This window comes from Alteromonas confluentis, from assembly GCF_001757105.1.
GTDB lineage: Bacteria > Pseudomonadota > Gammaproteobacteria > Enterobacterales > Alteromonadaceae > Alteromonas > Alteromonas confluentis.
On record NZ_MDHN01000032.1, the window covers coordinates 69,060 to 86,460 of the forward strand.

Annotated in this window: 15 protein-coding genes; 8 read left to right on the forward strand and 7 right to left on the reverse strand. The window is 49.1% G+C overall.

The window, feature by feature from the left end; translation table 11 throughout:
- Positions 1–91 precede the first annotated feature (91 nt).
- The gene (locus BFC18_RS14330; RefSeq protein WP_070126250.1) at positions 92–790 is read right to left on the reverse strand and encodes an NUDIX hydrolase; all 699 of its coding nucleotides are present in this window, start codon (positions 788–790) and stop codon (positions 92–94) included.
- A complete protein-coding gene (locus tag BFC18_RS14335) occupies positions 783–1,310 on the reverse strand; it encodes a nicotinate-nicotinamide nucleotide adenylyltransferase (protein ID WP_070126251.1) in 528 nt (175 codons plus the stop codon). The genes BFC18_RS14330 and BFC18_RS14335 overlap by 8 nt, the downstream gene beginning before the upstream one ends.
- A 191-nt stretch (positions 1,311–1,501) precedes the next feature.
- Here BFC18_RS14335 and BFC18_RS14340 point away from each other — a divergent pair, with 191 nt between their 5' ends.
- The 7 genes from BFC18_RS14340 to BFC18_RS14370 all read left to right on the forward strand — a co-directional run bounded on the left by BFC18_RS14340 (position 1,502) and on the right by BFC18_RS14370 (position 11,209).
- The gene (locus tag BFC18_RS14340; protein ID WP_070126252.1) at positions 1,502–2,137 is read left to right on the forward strand and encodes an isochorismatase family protein; all 636 of its coding nucleotides are present in this window, start codon (positions 1,502–1,504) and stop codon (positions 2,135–2,137) included.
- A 19-nt stretch (positions 2,138–2,156) separates the two neighbouring features.
- Positions 2,157–3,365, forward strand: a complete 1,209-nt coding sequence (gene pncB, locus BFC18_RS14345) for a nicotinate phosphoribosyltransferase (protein WP_070126253.1) — start codon at positions 2,157–2,159, stop codon at positions 3,363–3,365.
- A gap of 7 nt (positions 3,366–3,372) precedes the next feature.
- A complete protein-coding gene (gene nadE / locus BFC18_RS14350) occupies positions 3,373–5,487 on the forward strand; it encodes an NAD(+) synthase (protein WP_070126254.1) in 2,115 nt (704 codons plus the stop codon).
- Positions 5,488–5,677: 190 nt separating this feature from the next.
- Entirely contained in the window at positions 5,678–8,371 is a 2,694-nt protein-coding gene (locus tag BFC18_RS14355) for a TonB-dependent receptor (protein WP_070126255.1), read from the forward strand.
- A 78-nt stretch (positions 8,372–8,449) separates the two neighbouring features.
- Positions 8,450–9,238: a family 16 glycosylhydrolase gene (locus BFC18_RS14360; protein WP_070126256.1), complete on the forward strand. Its 789-nt coding sequence runs from the start codon at positions 8,450–8,452 to the stop codon at positions 9,236–9,238.
- 38 nt (positions 9,239–9,276) lie between these two features.
- Complete coding sequence (locus tag BFC18_RS14365; RefSeq protein WP_245680394.1) at positions 9,277–10,398, forward strand: sensor histidine kinase; 1,122 nt, start codon at positions 9,277–9,279, stop codon at positions 10,396–10,398.
- Positions 10,385–11,209 carry a LytR/AlgR family response regulator transcription factor gene (locus BFC18_RS14370; protein WP_070126257.1) on the forward strand — a complete coding sequence of 275 codons (825 nt, stop codon included), beginning with the start codon at positions 10,385–10,387 and terminating at the stop codon, positions 11,207–11,209. Before BFC18_RS14365 ends, BFC18_RS14370 begins: the two co-directional genes overlap by 14 nt.
- 63 nt (positions 11,210–11,272) lie before the next feature.
- Here the strand turns inward: BFC18_RS14370 and gorA are convergent, their stop codons facing one another.
- Positions 11,273–12,619: a glutathione-disulfide reductase gene (gorA, locus tag BFC18_RS14375; RefSeq protein ID WP_070126258.1), complete on the reverse strand. Its 1,347-nt coding sequence runs from the start codon at positions 12,617–12,619 to the stop codon at positions 11,273–11,275.
- Positions 12,620–12,757: 138 nt separating this feature from the next.
- On the opposite strand from gorA, the gene BFC18_RS14380 reads away from it, so the two are divergent.
- The gene (locus BFC18_RS14380; RefSeq protein ID WP_070126259.1) at positions 12,758–14,059 is read left to right on the forward strand and encodes a sensor histidine kinase; all 1,302 of its coding nucleotides are present in this window, start codon (positions 12,758–12,760) and stop codon (positions 14,057–14,059) included.
- An 18-nt stretch (positions 14,060–14,077) separates the two neighbouring features.
- On the opposite strand, the gene nosR is transcribed toward BFC18_RS14380, so the two are convergent.
- The 4 genes from nosR to BFC18_RS14400 are packed head-to-tail and all read right to left on the reverse strand — an operon-like array spanning position 14,078 to position 17,363.
- Complete coding sequence (gene nosR, locus BFC18_RS14385) at positions 14,078–15,421, reverse strand: response regulator c-di-GMP phosphodiesterase, NosR family (protein ID WP_070126260.1); 1,344 nt, start codon at positions 15,419–15,421, stop codon at positions 14,078–14,080.
- 57 nt (positions 15,422–15,478) lie between these two features.
- Complete coding sequence (locus tag BFC18_RS14390) at positions 15,479–16,429, reverse strand: sensor histidine kinase (RefSeq protein WP_070126261.1); 951 nt, start codon at positions 16,427–16,429, stop codon at positions 15,479–15,481.
- Between the two features lies 1 nt (position 16,430).
- The gene (locus BFC18_RS14395; RefSeq protein WP_070126262.1) at positions 16,431–16,775 is read right to left on the reverse strand and encodes a hypothetical protein; all 345 of its coding nucleotides are present in this window, start codon (positions 16,773–16,775) and stop codon (positions 16,431–16,433) included.
- Between the two features lie 27 nt (positions 16,776–16,802).
- Positions 16,803–17,363 carry a response regulator gene (locus BFC18_RS14400; protein WP_070126263.1) on the reverse strand — a complete coding sequence of 187 codons (561 nt, stop codon included), beginning with the start codon at positions 17,361–17,363 and terminating at the stop codon, positions 16,803–16,805.
- Positions 17,364–17,401: the final 38 nt, after the last annotated feature.

Consider the following 17,401-nt stretch of genomic DNA (forward strand, 5'->3'; position numbering starts at 1 on the left):
ATCGCCCAATAAAGATAACAGGGTTAATCGATATCAATAATCTTGAAAATCAATCAGAGAAAATAATCGAGACTGTTCAACGCAATGCGAGCTAGTCTAATGCACCCTGCAATACTCTGGAGAAGAAGTGCGGTTTCTGCGGTTGCTTATGCGTATAAAGCTTTGCTCTGCTGCGTTTTACAATTTTGCTTTCACCAGTTTCTTCTACTGAATCGCTTTCCTCGATGCGGTCGCGGAAGTTCTTTTTATGCAACGGCTTACCCAGCACAATTTCATACACCGTTTGTAATTCCGAAAGGGTAAACGGTTCGCGGAAAAAGTAGTTCGGTTCGGTGCTGTACTTGGCACGGTGATACAACCGGTGAAATGCTTTCTGAATCAGTTGCTGGTGGTCGAAGGGCAAATTAATCGATGGTGATTCGCCAAGAAAATCAGACACTGACATCCAGCAAACCTGTTCGCTACATGAAGCCGATTCGTCTATGAGGCAAAGATAGGGGCAGGTAATGCTCCAGCCTTCAGGATCGCGACTGATATTACCTTCAAATTCCAGTTTGGCGATGTACGCCGGTGACAGTGCTACTTTTTCTTTGAGATTACGCAGCAGGGTGTCGTTAAGGTTCTGATCAGAATCTACATGTACGAAGCCGCCGGGTAAAGCCAGCACATTGGCATACACCCGGGCGTCAGAGGGGCGGCGGATCAGTGCAACCTGCAGCTGCTCGTCGTGGATGCGGAACAATACTGCGTCGATAGTACATACCGGCGTGGGGTAAGCCTGCTTAGTCATACAGCTTATGCTCCTGCAGATACATTGCCACAGAAGGCGTCACTAAGTGGTCTATCGGTTGGCTTGTGCTCAGTGCGTCTCTCACCAATGTAGAGCGGATAGCCTTGCGTTCTGGTACCACAAAAACGCCCCAGCGTTGTTCGATTTCTTCGGCCTTGTAAAACTTCGACCAGTTGGCCTGATTATCCGGACCCATCACGAAACTAAGCTGATCGCCGCCAAATTCCGTATTTTCCAAATGAGAAAGCACATCAAAGGTGTACACCGGCTTGCCATCATTAGCAATCAGGTGCTCCACCGGGTAGGCCCTTACCCGCTTATCAGCAATATCATCGACAAACGCCTGTAGCAGTGCCACCCGATGGTTGTAATCAATCATCGATTTAGCAAACGCATGCTGGTACGACGGAATTAACAGCACCTGTTCAAAATTATTTTCGTGGTCCAGCACATGCTCAATGGCATCGAGGTGCCCCCGGGTAGGTGGATTGAACGCAGAACCGAATACGGCTGTTTTCATACAAAGCCCTTTTTAATGAGTATTTAAAAGATACTTGTTTAATCGCAGACAGGCAACCGTGAATTTCAGCAATCGCTTGCGACGCATTATTTAATAAATGGGATGAAGCGGTGAGCCGAATTAATGTTCAAAAATTAATTGACTTTAAAGGGTATTGATAGAATACTCGTTTTATCGAAAGGAGACTGTTTATGAAGATCGCATCGATTAACGTAGATCCGCAAAAAGGATTTACCCCGCTATGCCCCGATGAACTCCCGGTACCGGGTGGTGACGAAATTGTGTCGGCATTGTTGGCGCAGAATGCGTTGGCTGACTATTTAATCGGTTCCAGCGATTCCCACTGCGACGCCGCGCTGTTTAAAGTGGATGCCGATGAAGACCAGTTCAAACCGCTGGATTACGAAAATACCGACACCACGTTTAAGATGCACTGCAAGCCGGGCACCAAGGGTTTTGAATTACTCGATGGTTTGCCTGCACCCACTGAGTATGATTTTTTCGTGTGGAAAGGTGTGGCCCCCGATCTTCATCCCTATGGCGCGTGTTATCACGATTTGGCCGAAAAACTGTCTACCGGCGTAATAGAATTTCTTCGCTGTAACGACGTGACCACTATTATTGCGGGTGGCCTGGCAACCGACTTCTGTGTCGCCACTACCGCACGACAGTTACAACAAACAGGGCGTTTTAAGGTTATTCTGCATTTAGATGCCTGTCGTGGCATCGCTCCGGATGGTACCCAAGCGCAAATTCAATCACTTCAGGAATCAGGAGTTGTCATCGCCGACACCATCGACGATGTCAAAAAAGCCATTGTTGCATAATCCCTTAAGGAACAAACCCATGTCCCGCAATTCATTATTCAAGGAACATCTGAATTTTTCTGCGCTGGATAACGACTTTTATAAAATGAACATGTGGCAGTGCTTCATGCACCAGTATCCCTACGTTGAAGACGTTGAATACCGGTTCGTTGTACGAAGTGATATTGATTTGCGGCCCTATCGTGGTGAAATCCAGCAAGAGTTAGAAAAGCTTGATGGCTTGCGCTTCACCCCAGATCAAATTAGCTGGCTGGAAAGCATTCCGTGGTACACCAAAGACTTCATCGAATGGGTGAGAATGTGGTCTTATCAATCTCGGTTTCTGCACATTGGTGAAGAGGACGGTCAGTTGTCTATCCGCGCGAAAGGCCCGTTGATGCACGTGCATAATTTTGAAATGCCCGTGCTGTCTACGGTGGCCGAGGTTTATAACCGCCGTAACTATCCCGATAAGACTTACGAAGACGTGCGCCAGCCTTTGTTTGATAAGCTAAAATGGCTGAAGGAACAGCATGAAAAACACGATCTTACGGGGCTACAAATTGCCGAATTTGGCACTCGCAGACGTTTCAGTTATGAAGCGCAGCTTACTGTAGTGGATATGCTGAAAAGCATGATCCCTGAGGTGTTTGTGGGTACCTCCAATATGCACCTCGCCAAAGAGTTCGACATATCGCCCATTGGCACCATGGCCCATGAAATCTTTATGCTATCGCAGCAGATTGGCGTACAGCTTGTGTATTCTCAGAAACATACGCTGGAAACCTGGGTAAAAGAATTCCGTGGTCAGCTAGGATATGCCCTTACTGACACTATCGGCATGGATGCCTTTGTGCGTGATTTTGACCTCTACTTCGCAAAACTGTTCGATGGCCTGAGACATGACTCCGGCGATCCGATAGAATTCGGTGAAAAGGCGATTCGCATGTATGAGAACCTCAACATCGATCCGAAAACTAAAACCATCATCTTCAGCGATGGTCTGGATTTCGAAACCATGGTGTCGTTGTTCTTGCGTTTCCGTGGTCGCATACAGACATCCTTCGGTATTGGCACCTTCTTGTCTAACGACGTGCGTGGTGTAAACCCACTGAATATTGTGATGAAACTGGTGCGGGTGAACGGTAAGCCGGTGGCGAAGATCTCTGACGCGCCGGGCAAGAACCTCTGCGAAGATCCTGAATTTGTTAGCTACCTGAAAAAGGTATTTGAAGTGAACTGGGCTTAAGAGTTTTATGGCAAATTACACCCGAATTGGTACAGCAGCGCTGCGCCAGATCCCTTTTGATTTTAAGGGCAATGTTTCCCGAATCCTTACCGCCATCGAGCGTGGACTGGATGCGCACATCAACATTCTGCTAATGCCGGAGTTGGCGCTCACCGGTTACGGGTGTGAAGACAACTTTAGCTATCAGGAATTTAATCAGGCAGCCGAAGCCGCACTGAACGACGTACTGGCTGGCTACCAGGCACTGGCCCACGAACGTGAGCATGCCGACAACATGCTCATTGCCATGGGCATGCCGGTCATGTTTCCCGGCGGTCAGGTGTATAACACGACGGCGTTTATCAGTGCTGACGGCCTGCATGGCTTTGCCTGTAAACAATATCTGGCTCGAAATGGCCTGCACTATGAACCGCGCTGGTTTGAAGCCTGGCCACGGGGCAGGGTGGTAAATCATCCCACATTCAATGTGCCCTTTGGTGATGTGGTAGTGAATGCCGGTGGCCTGCGCATTGGTGTAGAAACCTGTGAAGACGCCTGGGTGGCAAACCGTCCTGGTCGCGACCTTTATCATCGCAATGTGGATGTGCTTTTAAACCCCAGTGCCTCTCACTTTGCGGTGGGCAAAAACTTTATCCGTGAACAGTTTATTAAAGAAGGCTCCCGTGCCTTTGGTGTGGTGTATGCCTACGCGAATTTAGCCGGTACCGAAAACGGCACCAGCATTTTTGACGGCGGTTCACTGATTGCGTCGGAAGGAAAAATCGTCTCCCGTGGCGACCGCTTCAACGTGCGCGATGTGGTGATGAACCAAACCCTGGTGAACGTGAGCGCCAACCGTGTATCCCGCGTGATCAGCTCTGAAACCATTGATATCGACGATACCAACGTAGTGGATATCGAATTATCTCTCACCCTGCCAAATGACGCCGTGCTGGCTGCTCGCAGTAACGACCGCGTAGATTCCGCCAAAGATGAATTGCCGGTATTCTGGGATTCACTCAGCGGTGACGACTACGCTTTTACCGAAATTTGCTATGCGCTTGGCAACGGCCTGTGGGACTGGACTACGCGCACCCATACCGACGGTTACGTGGTGAGTTTGTCCGGCGGTGCGGATTCTGCGCTGGTGGCAGCCTCGGTGTATGTGTCGCATTTTGTGGCGCTGGAACAACTGGGTGTGCACGATTATCTGGCGACCTTACCGAAAGGATTAGCTGCGAAAATAGACGCCATCGCGCCGGGCGAAGACAAAATTGCCTGGCTGAAAGAAAAGGCCATGCCGAAGGTGTTGCTGTGTTTGTATCAAGGCACGGATAACTCATCGGAAACTACGTTCAATGCGGCGAAGTATCTGGCAGAGGAAATCGGCGCCACCTTCCACAGCTGGAACATTGAACCGGTAGTACAGCAGTATCATTCTCTGGTGAACGGCCTGTATCCAGATCGTCCGCTAAGCTGGAAAACCGACGATATCGCCATGCAAAACATTCAGGCCCGCAGTCGTAGTCCGGGTGTATGGATGCTAGCGAACCGTGAGAACAAATTGCTGATTGCCACGTCGAACCTGTCTGAATCTGCTCTGGGTTACGCGACAATGGATGGTGATACGTCCGGCGTGATCTCCGTGATTGCCGGTATCAACAAAACCACCATTCGGAAGGTCAACCGCTGGCTTGAAGAAGTGGGTTTGCCGCTATCTGTGGATGGTAAAAGCGCCCGCCATCAGCTGAAAGAAATGCACCGCGTGAACGTACAGCAACCCACAGCGGAACTACGTCCTGAAGAGCAGACCGATGAAGCGGATCTGATGCCTTATGTGGTGTGCGATTTCATCATGGATTGCTATCTGGCCCGCCAGATGTGGCCAAAGAGCATTCTGGTAGAGCTGATGCTCAACGGTTTCGACAAAGATCACGACATGCGCCAGCTGGCCGCTTATGTTGAGCGCTGGTTCAGACTGTTCTGCCGTAATCCGTGGAAACGCTACGGCACCCGTGCCGGATTCCACATTGAACAGGTGTCACTGGATCCGAAAACCTTCCACCGTTTCCCATTGCTGAACAATGGTTTCAGCGAGCAGCTACAGCAGATGTGGGATTATGTTGAGGAAGTGGAGGGGTAATAAATCAAAGAGCTTGCAATAGCATTTGCAAGCTCGTTAAACATTACTTGCACGTTTTGTAGTATTTGCCACTCGGGTTGGCGAAAAGCAATTCGAGTTGCCCTGATTTGTATGTAGATTGTTAACAAATAGTAAAAAGCGTGATTTCAGCGCTTTGCATTAACAGCCACAGGAAGTCGGGACACCACACATGCATAACATCAACAAAATCACCCTGGCCATGGTTTTTGGCCTGGCTTTTTCTGCTCACGGGCAGGAAGCCACTACCGAACAAGCAGACACATCAGCTCAAACCGAAGCGACCGAAGACGAGCTTGGCCTTGAGGTTATTTCGGTTACTGCCACCAAGCGTAAAACCAAACTTATGGAAACGCCAGTGGCAATCTCGGCACTCAGTGAGGCGCAATTAAAACAGAATGGTGTGAATAATGTAAAAGACATTGCCAATCTGGTGCCTGGCCTGGATATTTCTACGGCTACCGATCAGTCTGCGCCGGTGATTTCCATGCGTGGTGTTCGCTCTACCAACATCACTGAGTTGGGCGACCCGGCGGTAGGTGTGCACCTCGATGGCGTGTATTCGCCACGTATGCAGGGTGCGCTGGCCCTGATGTACGATGTCGACCGGGTTGAGGCGCTTCGCGGACCACAAGGTACGCTGTTTGGCCGTAACTCCACGGTAGGGAGCATCAATGTGATTTCGGCGAAGCCGAAATTCGAAGCCACTTATGGTGGTGTTAATGTTGAAGCGGGCAAGTACAAAAGCCGGGTTATCGACGGGTTTGTCAACGTACCCCTGAGCGACGACTTTGCAATTCGTGTCGCGGCCAAAGGCCTGCAGCGCGATTCATACCTGGAAGGCTATTACGACCCCAACCAATATGACACTCGGTGGTTAAGCGATGAGGTGCTCTCAGCACCGGTGATTTCTGAAGATTCCTATCAGGATATTGGCAGCACGGTTACCCAGCGAGAGAACTGGTGGATTGACGCTGCGGGCACCGATCCGGAAGCGCAGAAAGTACGCGCACTTACCCCTGCCAGCAAAGATAACTTCTACAACAATGCCGATGAATATTCATTCCGCATTAGCACCCTGTGGGCACCACTGGACGGCAATTTTTCTAACCACACGGTGTTCCAGCAGTATGTGAATCGCAGCGGTGGCAATATCGACCTGGTGAACTGTGACAAGTTACGTGGTCGCCCGGCGGAATACGGCGGTGACTGCAATAACTTGCTGCCCAGCGACAATACCTATCAAGCCGTGGTGAATGTACCTGGAGAGCTGAATCTGGACATCACTTATCTGCGCAACACCTTAAACTACAACCTGAATGACGAGTTGAGCGTGGTGTGGTTGCTTGGTTATGAAGACATGGAGCGTTCATCACAACAGGATTCGGAAATTGGTCTGGATCCATGGGATGGTGCCATTTACTTTCTCGACGGTACCGGCGCGACCTCGTACTCCACCGAATTACAATTGCAGTCTGACGAATACGGCGATTTAATCTGGATTGCCGGGGTGAACTATTTCCACGAGAAAACCACTACCCTGGGTTACTACGACAACGCCATGGATGATAAAGCGTTCTGGGATCAGCCGGATCGTTCCACGGATGCGCTGGCGGTATTCGGCCAGGCAACCTATAACCTGAGCAAGGATTTACACCTTACCTTAGGCTATCGCTACAGCGACGAAACGAAAGAGGACGTAGGCGGCCGTACATACCGTTGCTCCAATGCCGATGGATGTGCGCCGGGCTGGTTCGGCCGCACTATTCTGAACGACCTGCCAACAGATGCCTTTGAAGACCCGTCTATCTATCCGAGTTACTTTGCCAACGACAACAAAGGCAGCTGGACTCATCATGATTTTCGCGTGGGACTGGATTACGACATTTCTGCCAACACCATGGTGTACAGCTATATCGCATCGGGCTTTAAAGCGGGCGGCATTGGTGATGTGTATGAAGTGGTGAACGACCGTACCGGCGATACCACACGCTTTGAAACCCAGTTTGATCCGGAAGAAGTGCTTACCTGGGAAATTGGCGCGAAATCCAGCTTGTTGAACAACTCGCTGAACTTGCAGGCGGTATTTTTCTATACCGACTACACCGATATGCAGTATGCCTCGGTGGGTTCCATCGGCAACGTTGAGCGTTTGTCGTCGGTGGAAGATGAGGAAGGGCGTCCGATCCTGGATGAAAACGGTCAGCCAGTGCTGGACTTCCAGAACCAGCCGGTTATTGCTTACTACACCCAGAACGTACCGGGTTCTACTATCAAGGGTATTGAACTGGAATTTGACTGGAAACCGTATGCGGGTGGCCGTATCACCGGTTATGCCACCTGGACGGATGCCAAGGTCACAGAAGACTGGATCACCAAGTGGGATTACGACCCGGAATACCTGTTTAACATGTCGTATGAAGAGTCTATCGACCCCACCAACGATGTGCTGACCACAAACTTAAACGGTAACAACATGGCGATGACGCCACGATTCACCGCCAATGTCAGCTATACCCACACAGTGAACCTGGGCAACTATGGCTATCTGCATGGCTGGTTCAACGTAAACTGGAAAGACAAGTCATACACCACCATCTGGAACCTCGACAAACACCTTGATGATATGGATTTCGTGGTACCGGATGAAGCCACTACCTACATGAACGATACCCGCGACAGTTTCGCCATGGTGAATGCGTCGGTGAAATATGAGCCATTAAGTCAGGGTTGGTACGCCGAAGTATTCGTCAATAACGCCAGCGACGAGCTGGTGCAGTACTGGAACAATACCAGTAAGGGCATCGGTAAGGGCAGCTTCGGTATGCCGCGTTATTACGGCGTGCGTGCTGGCTTCTCGTTCTAACCTGAACCGTTTCATTCCCTCGTAGACTGCTGCACTGGTTTCCAGCGGCAGTCTGCACCCACTCATACCGGAGGTTTTATGAAAACACTGACTGGATTATGTATGGCCGCTACCCTCGCTACCACGGCAGGTGTTAGCATTGAGGCAACTGCTGCAGGCTATTTTAAAGATGATTTTAGCTGGGGCTTTAACAGCACAATTTGGCAGCCTCGCAATGGCAGCAATGGCACACCGTTTGGCTGTACCTTCAACGAAGGTGCTATTTCGCCCAGTTCTCATGGCATTACATTGTCGGTATCCGATGGCACCTGTTCAGAATTGCAGTCGAAAGCGTTTTACGGATACGGCAAAGTGCAAGGCTCGCTGAAAACCGGTAACACCGCAGGCACGGTTTCATCCATTTTCACTTATACCTCATGGTGGGATTCACCGGGCCGGGCATGGCAGGAAATTGATATTGAATTTTTGCCCAGCCTTGGCAATGTTGTGCATACCAACGTGATTTATCAGCCACAGGGTGGACAGTACCAGAGTTGGGAGCAGGATGTACCTCTGGGCCAGTACGGCCTGAATATCCAGAACGATTTACTGACCATAGGCTTCGACTGGTCTGAAACGCAGATCCGCTGGTACGTGTATGATTCATCAGGCAATGAACAAACCGTACGCGTGGTGTATAAAGACAATGGCGATGGCTATATTGCCAGCGATGAAATCCCCGCCTATGCCTGGCCGGTGGATAATACCAAAATCATGATTAATCACTGGCACGGTGACAACAGCGCGGAAGCGTTTTATTTCCCCGGCCAGTACTACCATCAGACCGCATGGGCGTATTACGATTTTCTTGAATACATACCCCATTAAACACTGCTTCGACAGGCGGGTCTGACCGAGGGCCCGCTGTGTTGGCAAGCGAAAATAACGACAACAACATTGATGTATTTGTGCAGAAATTACCTTCCCGAATAAAACTCTTTTGGTTCTGCCAGTTGAGCGGCTGGGCTGTTTACGCCCTGCTAACCGAAATCATGATAAAGCTCTCCGGCGACGAACCCTGGCGCATTCATTTACCCCATCTGGTGATGGATACGCTATGCGGTATCGCCATTACACTGGCGTTGCGTTGGCTGTACCGGCAGTCATCTGTTTCCCAGCATTATGTGGTAGCAAAGCACGTGGTGTTACTTCTGCTAGCTGCGCTGCTTTGGACGCAGTTCAAGTGGTATACCTTGCAGGCGCTGTTTGGCTCGTGGTGGGTGTCTATGACTTGGTTCGATTTTGGTACCTGGACGTCGGCGTCACTCACTATGCTGGCAACCTGGACAGCGGGCTACTACGGCATCAAAAATTACCTCACCAGTGTGGAAGAGCGGGAACGTGCCGACAAAGCGCTGCATCTGGCCAACGAGGCACAATTAAAAATGCTGCGCTATCAGCTTAACCCGCATTTTATGTTTAACAGCATCAATGCAATCTGCACGCTGATACTGAAAAATGAAAACACCCACGCGGTATCGATGCTGGAGCAGCTGTGCGATTTTCTGCGCTACAGTTTGTATACCGACCCCCTGTCGACCATTCCGGTGGCTGAGGAAATCGACATTCTGAATAATTATCTGGATATCGAAAAAGGCCGTTTTCAGTCGCGCTTACAGGTAAATATTCAGGCTGATAATGGTTGTCAGGATATTCTTATCCCCTCTCTTATCGTACAGCCGCTGGTGGAAAATGTGCTTAAACACGGCATGATCCCGAATCAGACTATCGTAATTAAGGTGAATTTTGAAAGCCAAAATCAGGGGTTATTAGTTACTGTAAAAGACAACGGCAAAGGCTTTACGGAAAATACTCCAATGATGACTACAGACAGTGAATCGGGTATTGGTCTGAGTAATTGTCGCCAGCGTTTGAAGCTTATCTATCATGGTGATGCGACACTGGATACCGGCAATAACGCCGGGGGTGGGGCGTGGGTAAAAATCTGGCTACCGGTGAAAGAAGGAGCCCGCGATGCAGCCCATTAAAACTCTGCTGGTGGATGATGAATTTAGTGCCATAGAAGGCCTGCGCATACGGCTTGCACAATTCCCGGCCATTGAGATTATTGGTGAAGCCACCAGTGTGAATGAAGCTCTGGCGTTTATCAATAAGTGTATGCCAGACCTTATTTTCCTGGACATTGAGATGCCCGGCCAATCGGGCTTTGAATTGGTAAAAGCATTACAGCCGGAAACCTATCCCGCGATTATCTTCGTTACCGCCTATCATCAACATGCAATTCGTGCGTTTGAAGTGAGGGCTGTGGATTACTTGCTAAAGCCTATAAAAATGGCGCGATTGCAGGAATCTGTCGCCCGGGTAGAAGAGAACATCGCACTGAAATCGTCAAAGGCCACTATGCTGGCAACCCGCGAGTCAATGAACTCGCCAACACTGGCTCACAAGGTGATGAATGATAGTTGTGCTGTGCCAACCGAAGGGTATTACGTCGACAAGGAAAAGCTGGTGATTCAGGATGGCCGTTCGCCGACTGCGTTGGTTCCGTTTACTGATGTGTTCTGGGTGGATGCAGCCGGTGATTACATGTGTGTACATACCTGCAGTGACACTTACGTGATGCGGGCACGGCTGAAGAATTTATTGCACGACACACTGCCCGATGAGTTCGTACAAATTCACAAGTCCACCATTGTAAATCTGCGACACATTCAGCAACTGGAAGCTTTGCGTAACTCTGAATTTAACGTGCAGCTGGCAAACGGCAAAATGCTCAAAGCCAGCCGCACGTACAGTAAAGAACTAAAGGCTGCAATACTGAATAAAAAACGTATTTAAAACCGAAACAGCATAACCATATCAGTGAGTCTCATTAATTAGTTCATAAACTAATTATAATAGTTACATCGTAACAAACTCTTCCGCGCTGGTGGGGTGAATGGCAATACAGCTGTCGAAGTCCGCCTTGGTTGCACCCATCTTCATCGCCACGGCAAAGCCCTGCAGAATTTCATCCATACCCATTCCAATACCATGCAGGCCAACAACACGCTCATCGTCACCGGCACAAATCAGCTTCATCTTGGTGGCCTGACGGTGCTTGGTCACAGCCGTATACATGGCGGCAAACGATGAGGTGTATACCTTCAGGTTTTCTTTACCGTAGGCTTCTTCTGCTTCCGGTTCTGTCATGCCCACGGTACCGATAGGAGGGTGACTGAATACCACGGTGGGAATAAGATTGTAATCCAGGTGCGCGTCGCTCTGACCATTGAACAGCCGTTCACTCAGCAAACGCCCGGCCTTGATGGCAACAGGGGTCAGCTCTGCATGGCCGGTAACGTCGCCCACACAGTAAACACCATCTACGGTAGTGTTCTGGAATTTATCTACTTTGATAAAGCCTTTTTCGTCGGTGTCGATGCCGGTGTTTTCCAACGCCAGCTTGTCGCTGGAAGGTACTCGGCCGATGGCCCAAATAAGCACATCGGTTTCGATGACTTCACCGGTAGAAAGGGTCACTTTAAGCGAGTCGTCATCCTGTTTTTCCACCTTTTCAATTTCTGAAAATTTGTGCAGGGCAGGGCCTTCGCTGTCGATAATTTCTGTTAGCGTTTCAGCAATCATGGGGTCGAAATGACGAAGCGGTTGACCGTGACGGATCACCAAATCGGTTTTTGTGCCCAGTGAATGCAGTACGCCCGCCAGTTCCACGCCGATGTAGCCAGCACCTACGACCACCGCCCGTTTGGGCTGTGTTTGCAAAGCAAAGAAGCCGTCGGAGTCGATACCTAGTTCTGCCCCGGGAATGTCCGGGAAGCGAGGACGACCACCAACTGCAATGGTGATATGTTCTGCTGTGTACTGTTTGCCGTCTACTTCAACGGTTTTGTTATCAACAAAGCGGGCAAAGCCTTTGATAACGGTAATGTCGTTGGCGCCAAGCACGCGATCGTAGGAAGCATGGATGCGCTCAATGTACGCCTGACGGTTTGCCACCATCACTTCCCAACTGTAGTTATTAACGGTGACATCAAAGCCATAGTCAGGGCCGTACTTGTGAATGGCTTCCGCCACATTCGCACCGAACCACATGGCTTTTTTCGGAACGCAGCCTACGTTCACGCAGGTACCGCCAATGTCAGCCCCTTCTATAAGTGCGACTTTCTTGCCGTGTTTGGCTGCCCGGTTGGCCGATGCGATTCCGCCGCTACCGCCACCGATACAGATATAATCAAAGGTTTCCATAATTATTTTGCCTGATTTGGGTTTATGGTTATTCTTGCATGAAACTTTTCTTCGCTCAAAACGCGGCGACTGTCTACACTACGAAGTAACAACAAATAAAGCCTAGTTGGATTTTAGCCGTAACGCCCAGGACAGCATATGAACGATAATTTGCAGATCCATCTACTCAGACAGCAGATAGGAGACACAATCTGCGCAGCGCCCTCGCTCCATAAGTTACTCGATAGCTACGTAGAACATCTGCTAAATTATTTTCAGGCCGGTTGCGGCTTTTACACGCCATTCTGGTATGAAGAGTTGTCTCTGGTGTCATCGCTCCGTGTTTATCGTGATGATAACTGGCAAGCCAGTGAAGAGCGGGTAGACAAATTATGCGTGCAGGCTAATCAGGCATACGAAGCCGATCCTTCCCGTTATTTTCTGTATTCCAGCAATGAAGAGCCGTTTGTTTGTATTCGTTTGCAGGATCAGGGGCACCCTGAAACCTGGCTGATTTTTGGATTGGATGCGCCACTTGATGAAACCACACTTAAAGATGTCAGTAGCATTGTGCCTTGGTTGCAAAATGGAGTAACCCAATGTCGGCAGGGCGTGTTGCTAAATAGCGCGCAAACCCGCATTGAAGAAATGACCCGCGGTATGGCAGAAACCATGTCGCAGCTCGTTCAGGCTGAGAAGATGTCTGAATTAGGTAAACTTACGGCTGGTATTGCCCATGAAGTGAATAATCCTATCGGTTTTATCCGTTCGAATCTTGAAACCCTGGTAGATTACGTCGATACCTTTGACAGCTTGTTCAAGGAACTGAAATCCTCTGCGAAAACTAACGAAGAATGGGGTAATCTGATAACGGAGATCGTGGAAAAATTCGACCTCGATTTTCTCATCGAAGATGCTCATGAGATTGTGAACAGCAATGTAACGGGCATCGACCGTATTCGCGATATCGTTTCCGATTTATATGCATTCTCGCGCAAAGGTAACGGTACGCTGCTGCCGATAACTCTTACCGACGTGGTGGAGCGTTGTGTAAAACTCACTAAAACTCGCTTTGACAACAATCACCAGGTGGTGGTGAATTGCCGAACCGACAGACCCTTTTGCGTGGGGGATGCTTCTCAGCTTGAGCAGGTGGTGATGAACATGATGATCAATGCTGCTCATGCGATGCCCACCGGCGGTACGCTCACCATTGATATTAGTAGTACTGCAAACCGGCTGTTACTGAAATTTAAAGACACTGGGTTGGGAATGGATAAGGTAACGCAGCAGAAAATCTTTTTGCCGTTTTTTACCACTAAGCCAACCGGTGAAGGCACCGGACTGGGCTTATCGATTTCTGCGGGCATTTTGCAAACCCATAATGCAACGGTTACCGTGGAAAGCGAAATCAATCAAGGCACCGAGTTTGTTATTAGTTTCCCGCTTTACGTGGAATAAGTTGTCAGCACGCTAAAACTACAACGTTTCTTCTTCCGCTTCCGACGACTCGGTTTCTTCAGGAAGAGACTCTGGTTGTTGAGGCTTCACGGTGATTTCAAAGTGCTTGCCATGATCTTCTTCATACGAACGCATTTTGGCGATGGTTGAATCGGTAAATACGTGGCCTTCTGGCAGTATTAAAATATGGCTATCGTTATACAGGTTTGCCGCCAGTACCATGCCGGGTTCAAGATCGTTAGCACTTAGCATGTTGTCGATATGCTTCGGCATACCAATTTCCGGCGATTCCAGCAGCACATCCAGAAACGTCGCATCATAGCGGGTATTGCGATGCTTCTTCAGTTCCTGTTTCGCTTCGTTTGGCGTCATGTGCTTTTCAGTGAGTCTGCCGGTAACACAACGCCAATAGTCACGACTAATCGCCAAAATACGCGCGCCCACGGGAATTTCCTTCGCCACTTTGTTATAAAGGCCTGAGCCGTTGTAATGCTCAAACTGGAACTCAAGAATGTCCGAAATTGGCTGCATGTGCTGAGCCGGGGCGAGTATGGTTGCTGCCTGCCGGGTTTGCGTGAGAAAGTTCTTCTGCTGCTCATAATTCATTTTACTGAACGGCGTGGCATAATCGGCAGGTTTTAGCCCCAGGCAACCCAGTTCGCCTATCAGGCACGCATAGCGCACAAGTTTGATTTCTTCTGGCGGTAACCCTGAACGCTTGGCCAGAAGCGTGGCCAATTCACTAACCTCAATGGCAAACTTACCGTCGATATCCGGGTTAATACTGATAACGTTAAACAGCACCTGTTCAATTGCCAGGTTGTGTTTCTCGATGCGCTGTAAAGCCAGCTTTATTTGCTTGGTACGTTTAACCACCGTTTGCTCAAGATGACTATTAATGTCTTTCAGTTTCTTGTTTTGTAGGCGCGTTAATTTTTGCAAACGGGCATTTTCGTCTTTCAACTTAACCCGCTCGAGACCTTCCTCGAGGGTGTTCATGAGCTCCTGGTTATCCCAGGGTTTTTGCAGATAACGATGGATCTTGCCCTGGTTCACCGCTTTTATGGTTGAATCGATATCAGCGAAACCCGTTAACACGACACGGAATGTCTCGGGGTAGAGCTTGGCGACTTGTTCAAGCAGTTCAGCGCCAGACATGTGAGGCATCTTCATGTCAGAAACCACAACATGCACCGTATTGCTTTCTAGCAGTTCGAGGGCTTTCTTGCCGCTGTCTGCCAGCAGCATATTAATATTCATTTTGAACAGAGCACGCTTCAGCGCACGAAGAATATTCGGCTCATCATCGACGAACAATATCGTATATTTCTTTTCTTCCTGCTTAGGTGCTGGCTCGCTCATAAATTCTCCTGATACCTCGTTCCGATTCGTTGGCGTTCGCCTTCGCAACGAAGTAGGTTATCCCTGATCTGACGCACTGGTTTCATCACCGTCGTCCTCAGGGCCGGTGGTTGGCAGCACCAGCGTAAAGGTACTCCCTACGCCTTCTTTACTGATCACCTTAAGGCTTCCGCCGTGTTCTTCCGCAATACCGAACGAAATTGAAAGCCCTAAACCCGTACCCTGGCCCTCTGGCTTGGTCGTAAAAAACGGGTGGAACAGTTTGTCCAGGTGTTCCTGTTTAATGCCACAACCTGAGTCCGTTACACTGATGTGCACGAATTCGTCTTCCAGCCAGGATTTAACAATTATCTGGCCTTGTTTTCCTGTTGCTTCGATGGCCTGGCCCGCGTTAATCAGTAGGTTGGTAAAAATCTGCGTGATTTTTCCAACATTGATATAAACCCGCGGCACCTCGCCGAAACGCGTTTCTTGCTGACAAATATATTTCAGCTTATTGTTCACCATACTCAAGGTGGTTTGCATGCATTGGTTAATGTCAAACCACTGTCTGTCATCAGAATCAATGCGGGAGAAAAGCCGCAGACCTTTCACAATTTCACTAACCCGAATCAATCCCTCTGCCGACTCTTCCACCAGCGATAAAATGTCTTCATTAATAAATTCTATATCGTGTTCTTCAATGGCGGCTTTGAGTTTTACTTTTTTTGCTTCCAAATCTGATTTGTCATCGCACTGGGTGCACTCCAGCATTTGGCCCATAACCATTTGATAGGTGCTGATGTAGTCGGCGAGTGTTGCCATGTTGCTGGAAACAAATCCAACCGGATTATTAATTTCATGCGCAACACCAGCAGCAAGTTGACCCACTGAAGCCATTTTCTCAGCTTGCAGAAGCTGGCGCTGGGTGTCTTGAAGATCTTTCTTCAGGCTGTCGACAAGCCTGTTCTTCTTTTCAAGCTCAAGCTGCAACGCGTCAATGTTATGGTTTACATCTCGTTCAGTCATGTTAGCCCGTACTACACAAATTGTTCAGATACATAGCATGCAGACTTTTGGCGTCTGGCTGTCGCTCCCGATGTACCGGAATATTGGATGAAAAGAAGGCTGCTAGCTGCCCAAAGGCCAGCATTGAGTCATTATTGAAATTGCTAACTACAGCCATACCGTTCCCGGAATTCCGCCAACAATCATAAAAATAGACGCTATTCCCTAATTTATGTAGTTTTGGAAGGCAAACCGTCGTTAAATTATTCTCAGCAAGAGGTTCATCGGCCAGAACGGCGCACGTCATCAACACAAAAACGACGGCACCGACCACCGGTGAATGCCAGAAAAAAATGCGTTTAACCATTTTCTGTCTCCTGCTGGTAGGTGCTACTCAGGGCGTCATAAATTTATCAAACAATTCGGTAAGATCATGGTTTGAAAATGGTTTTGATAAAACCGCATCTGCACCGAGATCCAATGCGCGTTCAAGGCTGGTGTCATCAAGCGCTGAAATAACGACAATCTTCATACGCTTGTATCGTGCTTGTTCGCGGGTGAACTGAATAACACTGTAACCGTCCATGCCGGGCATACTCAGATCCAGTGTCATTAGGCGAGGGTTGTGCTGACTAAGCATAACACCGGCCTGGAAACCGCCCGTTGCTATCATGGTGTCGTATCCGGCGCGTCTGGCTACCCGTTGAATGGATTTTGCTACCGGCAACTCATCGTCCACAATCAAAATGCCCGGGGTCGCTTCGCCTTGAAGCTGCGCGGGAATAGGCATGTTGTGCTGTTCGAGAAATTCAATGAAATCGTCTATCAGCACCCGGTTGTTGCCTCTACCTGGCAGTTTGAAGCCTTTTAATTTTCCACTCTCGATCCATCTGATGACAGTTCGGAGGTTAACGTCGCAGTAGGATGCGATCTCCCCAGACGTGAGCGTTTTCATGTTTGGTGCTCCATAGCGGTGCTTATAAAATGTACGAC

What these genes read in the sequence shown, in the direction of transcription:
- BFC18_RS14330 (WP_070126250.1), bottom strand. Translation starts at nt 790, where the DNA reads ATGACTAAGCAGGCTTACCCCACGCCGGTATGTACTATCGACGCAGTA.
- BFC18_RS14335 (WP_070126251.1), bottom strand. Translation starts at nt 1,310, where the DNA reads ATGAAAACAGCCGTATTCGGTTCTGCGTTCAATCCACCTACCCGGGGG.
- BFC18_RS14340 (WP_070126252.1), top strand. Translation starts at nt 1,502, where the DNA reads ATGAAGATCGCATCGATTAACGTAGATCCGCAAAAAGGATTTACCCCG.
- pncB (WP_070126253.1), top strand. Translation starts at nt 2,157, where the DNA reads ATGTCCCGCAATTCATTATTCAAGGAACATCTGAATTTTTCTGCGCTG.
- nadE (WP_070126254.1), top strand. Translation starts at nt 3,373, where the DNA reads ATGGCAAATTACACCCGAATTGGTACAGCAGCGCTGCGCCAGATCCCT.
- BFC18_RS14355 (WP_070126255.1), top strand. Translation starts at nt 5,678, where the DNA reads ATGCATAACATCAACAAAATCACCCTGGCCATGGTTTTTGGCCTGGCT.
- BFC18_RS14360 (WP_070126256.1), top strand. Translation starts at nt 8,450, where the DNA reads ATGAAAACACTGACTGGATTATGTATGGCCGCTACCCTCGCTACCACG.
- BFC18_RS14370 (WP_070126257.1), top strand. Translation starts at nt 10,385, where the DNA reads ATGCAGCCCATTAAAACTCTGCTGGTGGATGATGAATTTAGTGCCATA.
- gorA (WP_070126258.1), bottom strand. Translation starts at nt 12,619, where the DNA reads ATGGAAACCTTTGATTATATCTGTATCGGTGGCGGTAGCGGCGGAATC.
- BFC18_RS14380 (WP_070126259.1), top strand. Translation starts at nt 12,758, where the DNA reads ATGAACGATAATTTGCAGATCCATCTACTCAGACAGCAGATAGGAGAC.
- nosR (WP_070126260.1), bottom strand. Translation starts at nt 15,421, where the DNA reads ATGAGCGAGCCAGCACCTAAGCAGGAAGAAAAGAAATATACGATATTG.
- BFC18_RS14390 (WP_070126261.1), bottom strand. Translation starts at nt 16,429, where the DNA reads ATGACTGAACGAGATGTAAACCATAACATTGACGCGTTGCAGCTTGAG.
- BFC18_RS14395 (WP_070126262.1), bottom strand. Translation starts at nt 16,775, where the DNA reads ATGGTTAAACGCATTTTTTTCTGGCATTCACCGGTGGTCGGTGCCGTC.
- BFC18_RS14400 (WP_070126263.1), bottom strand. Translation starts at nt 17,363, where the DNA reads ATGAAAACGCTCACGTCTGGGGAGATCGCATCCTACTGCGACGTTAAC.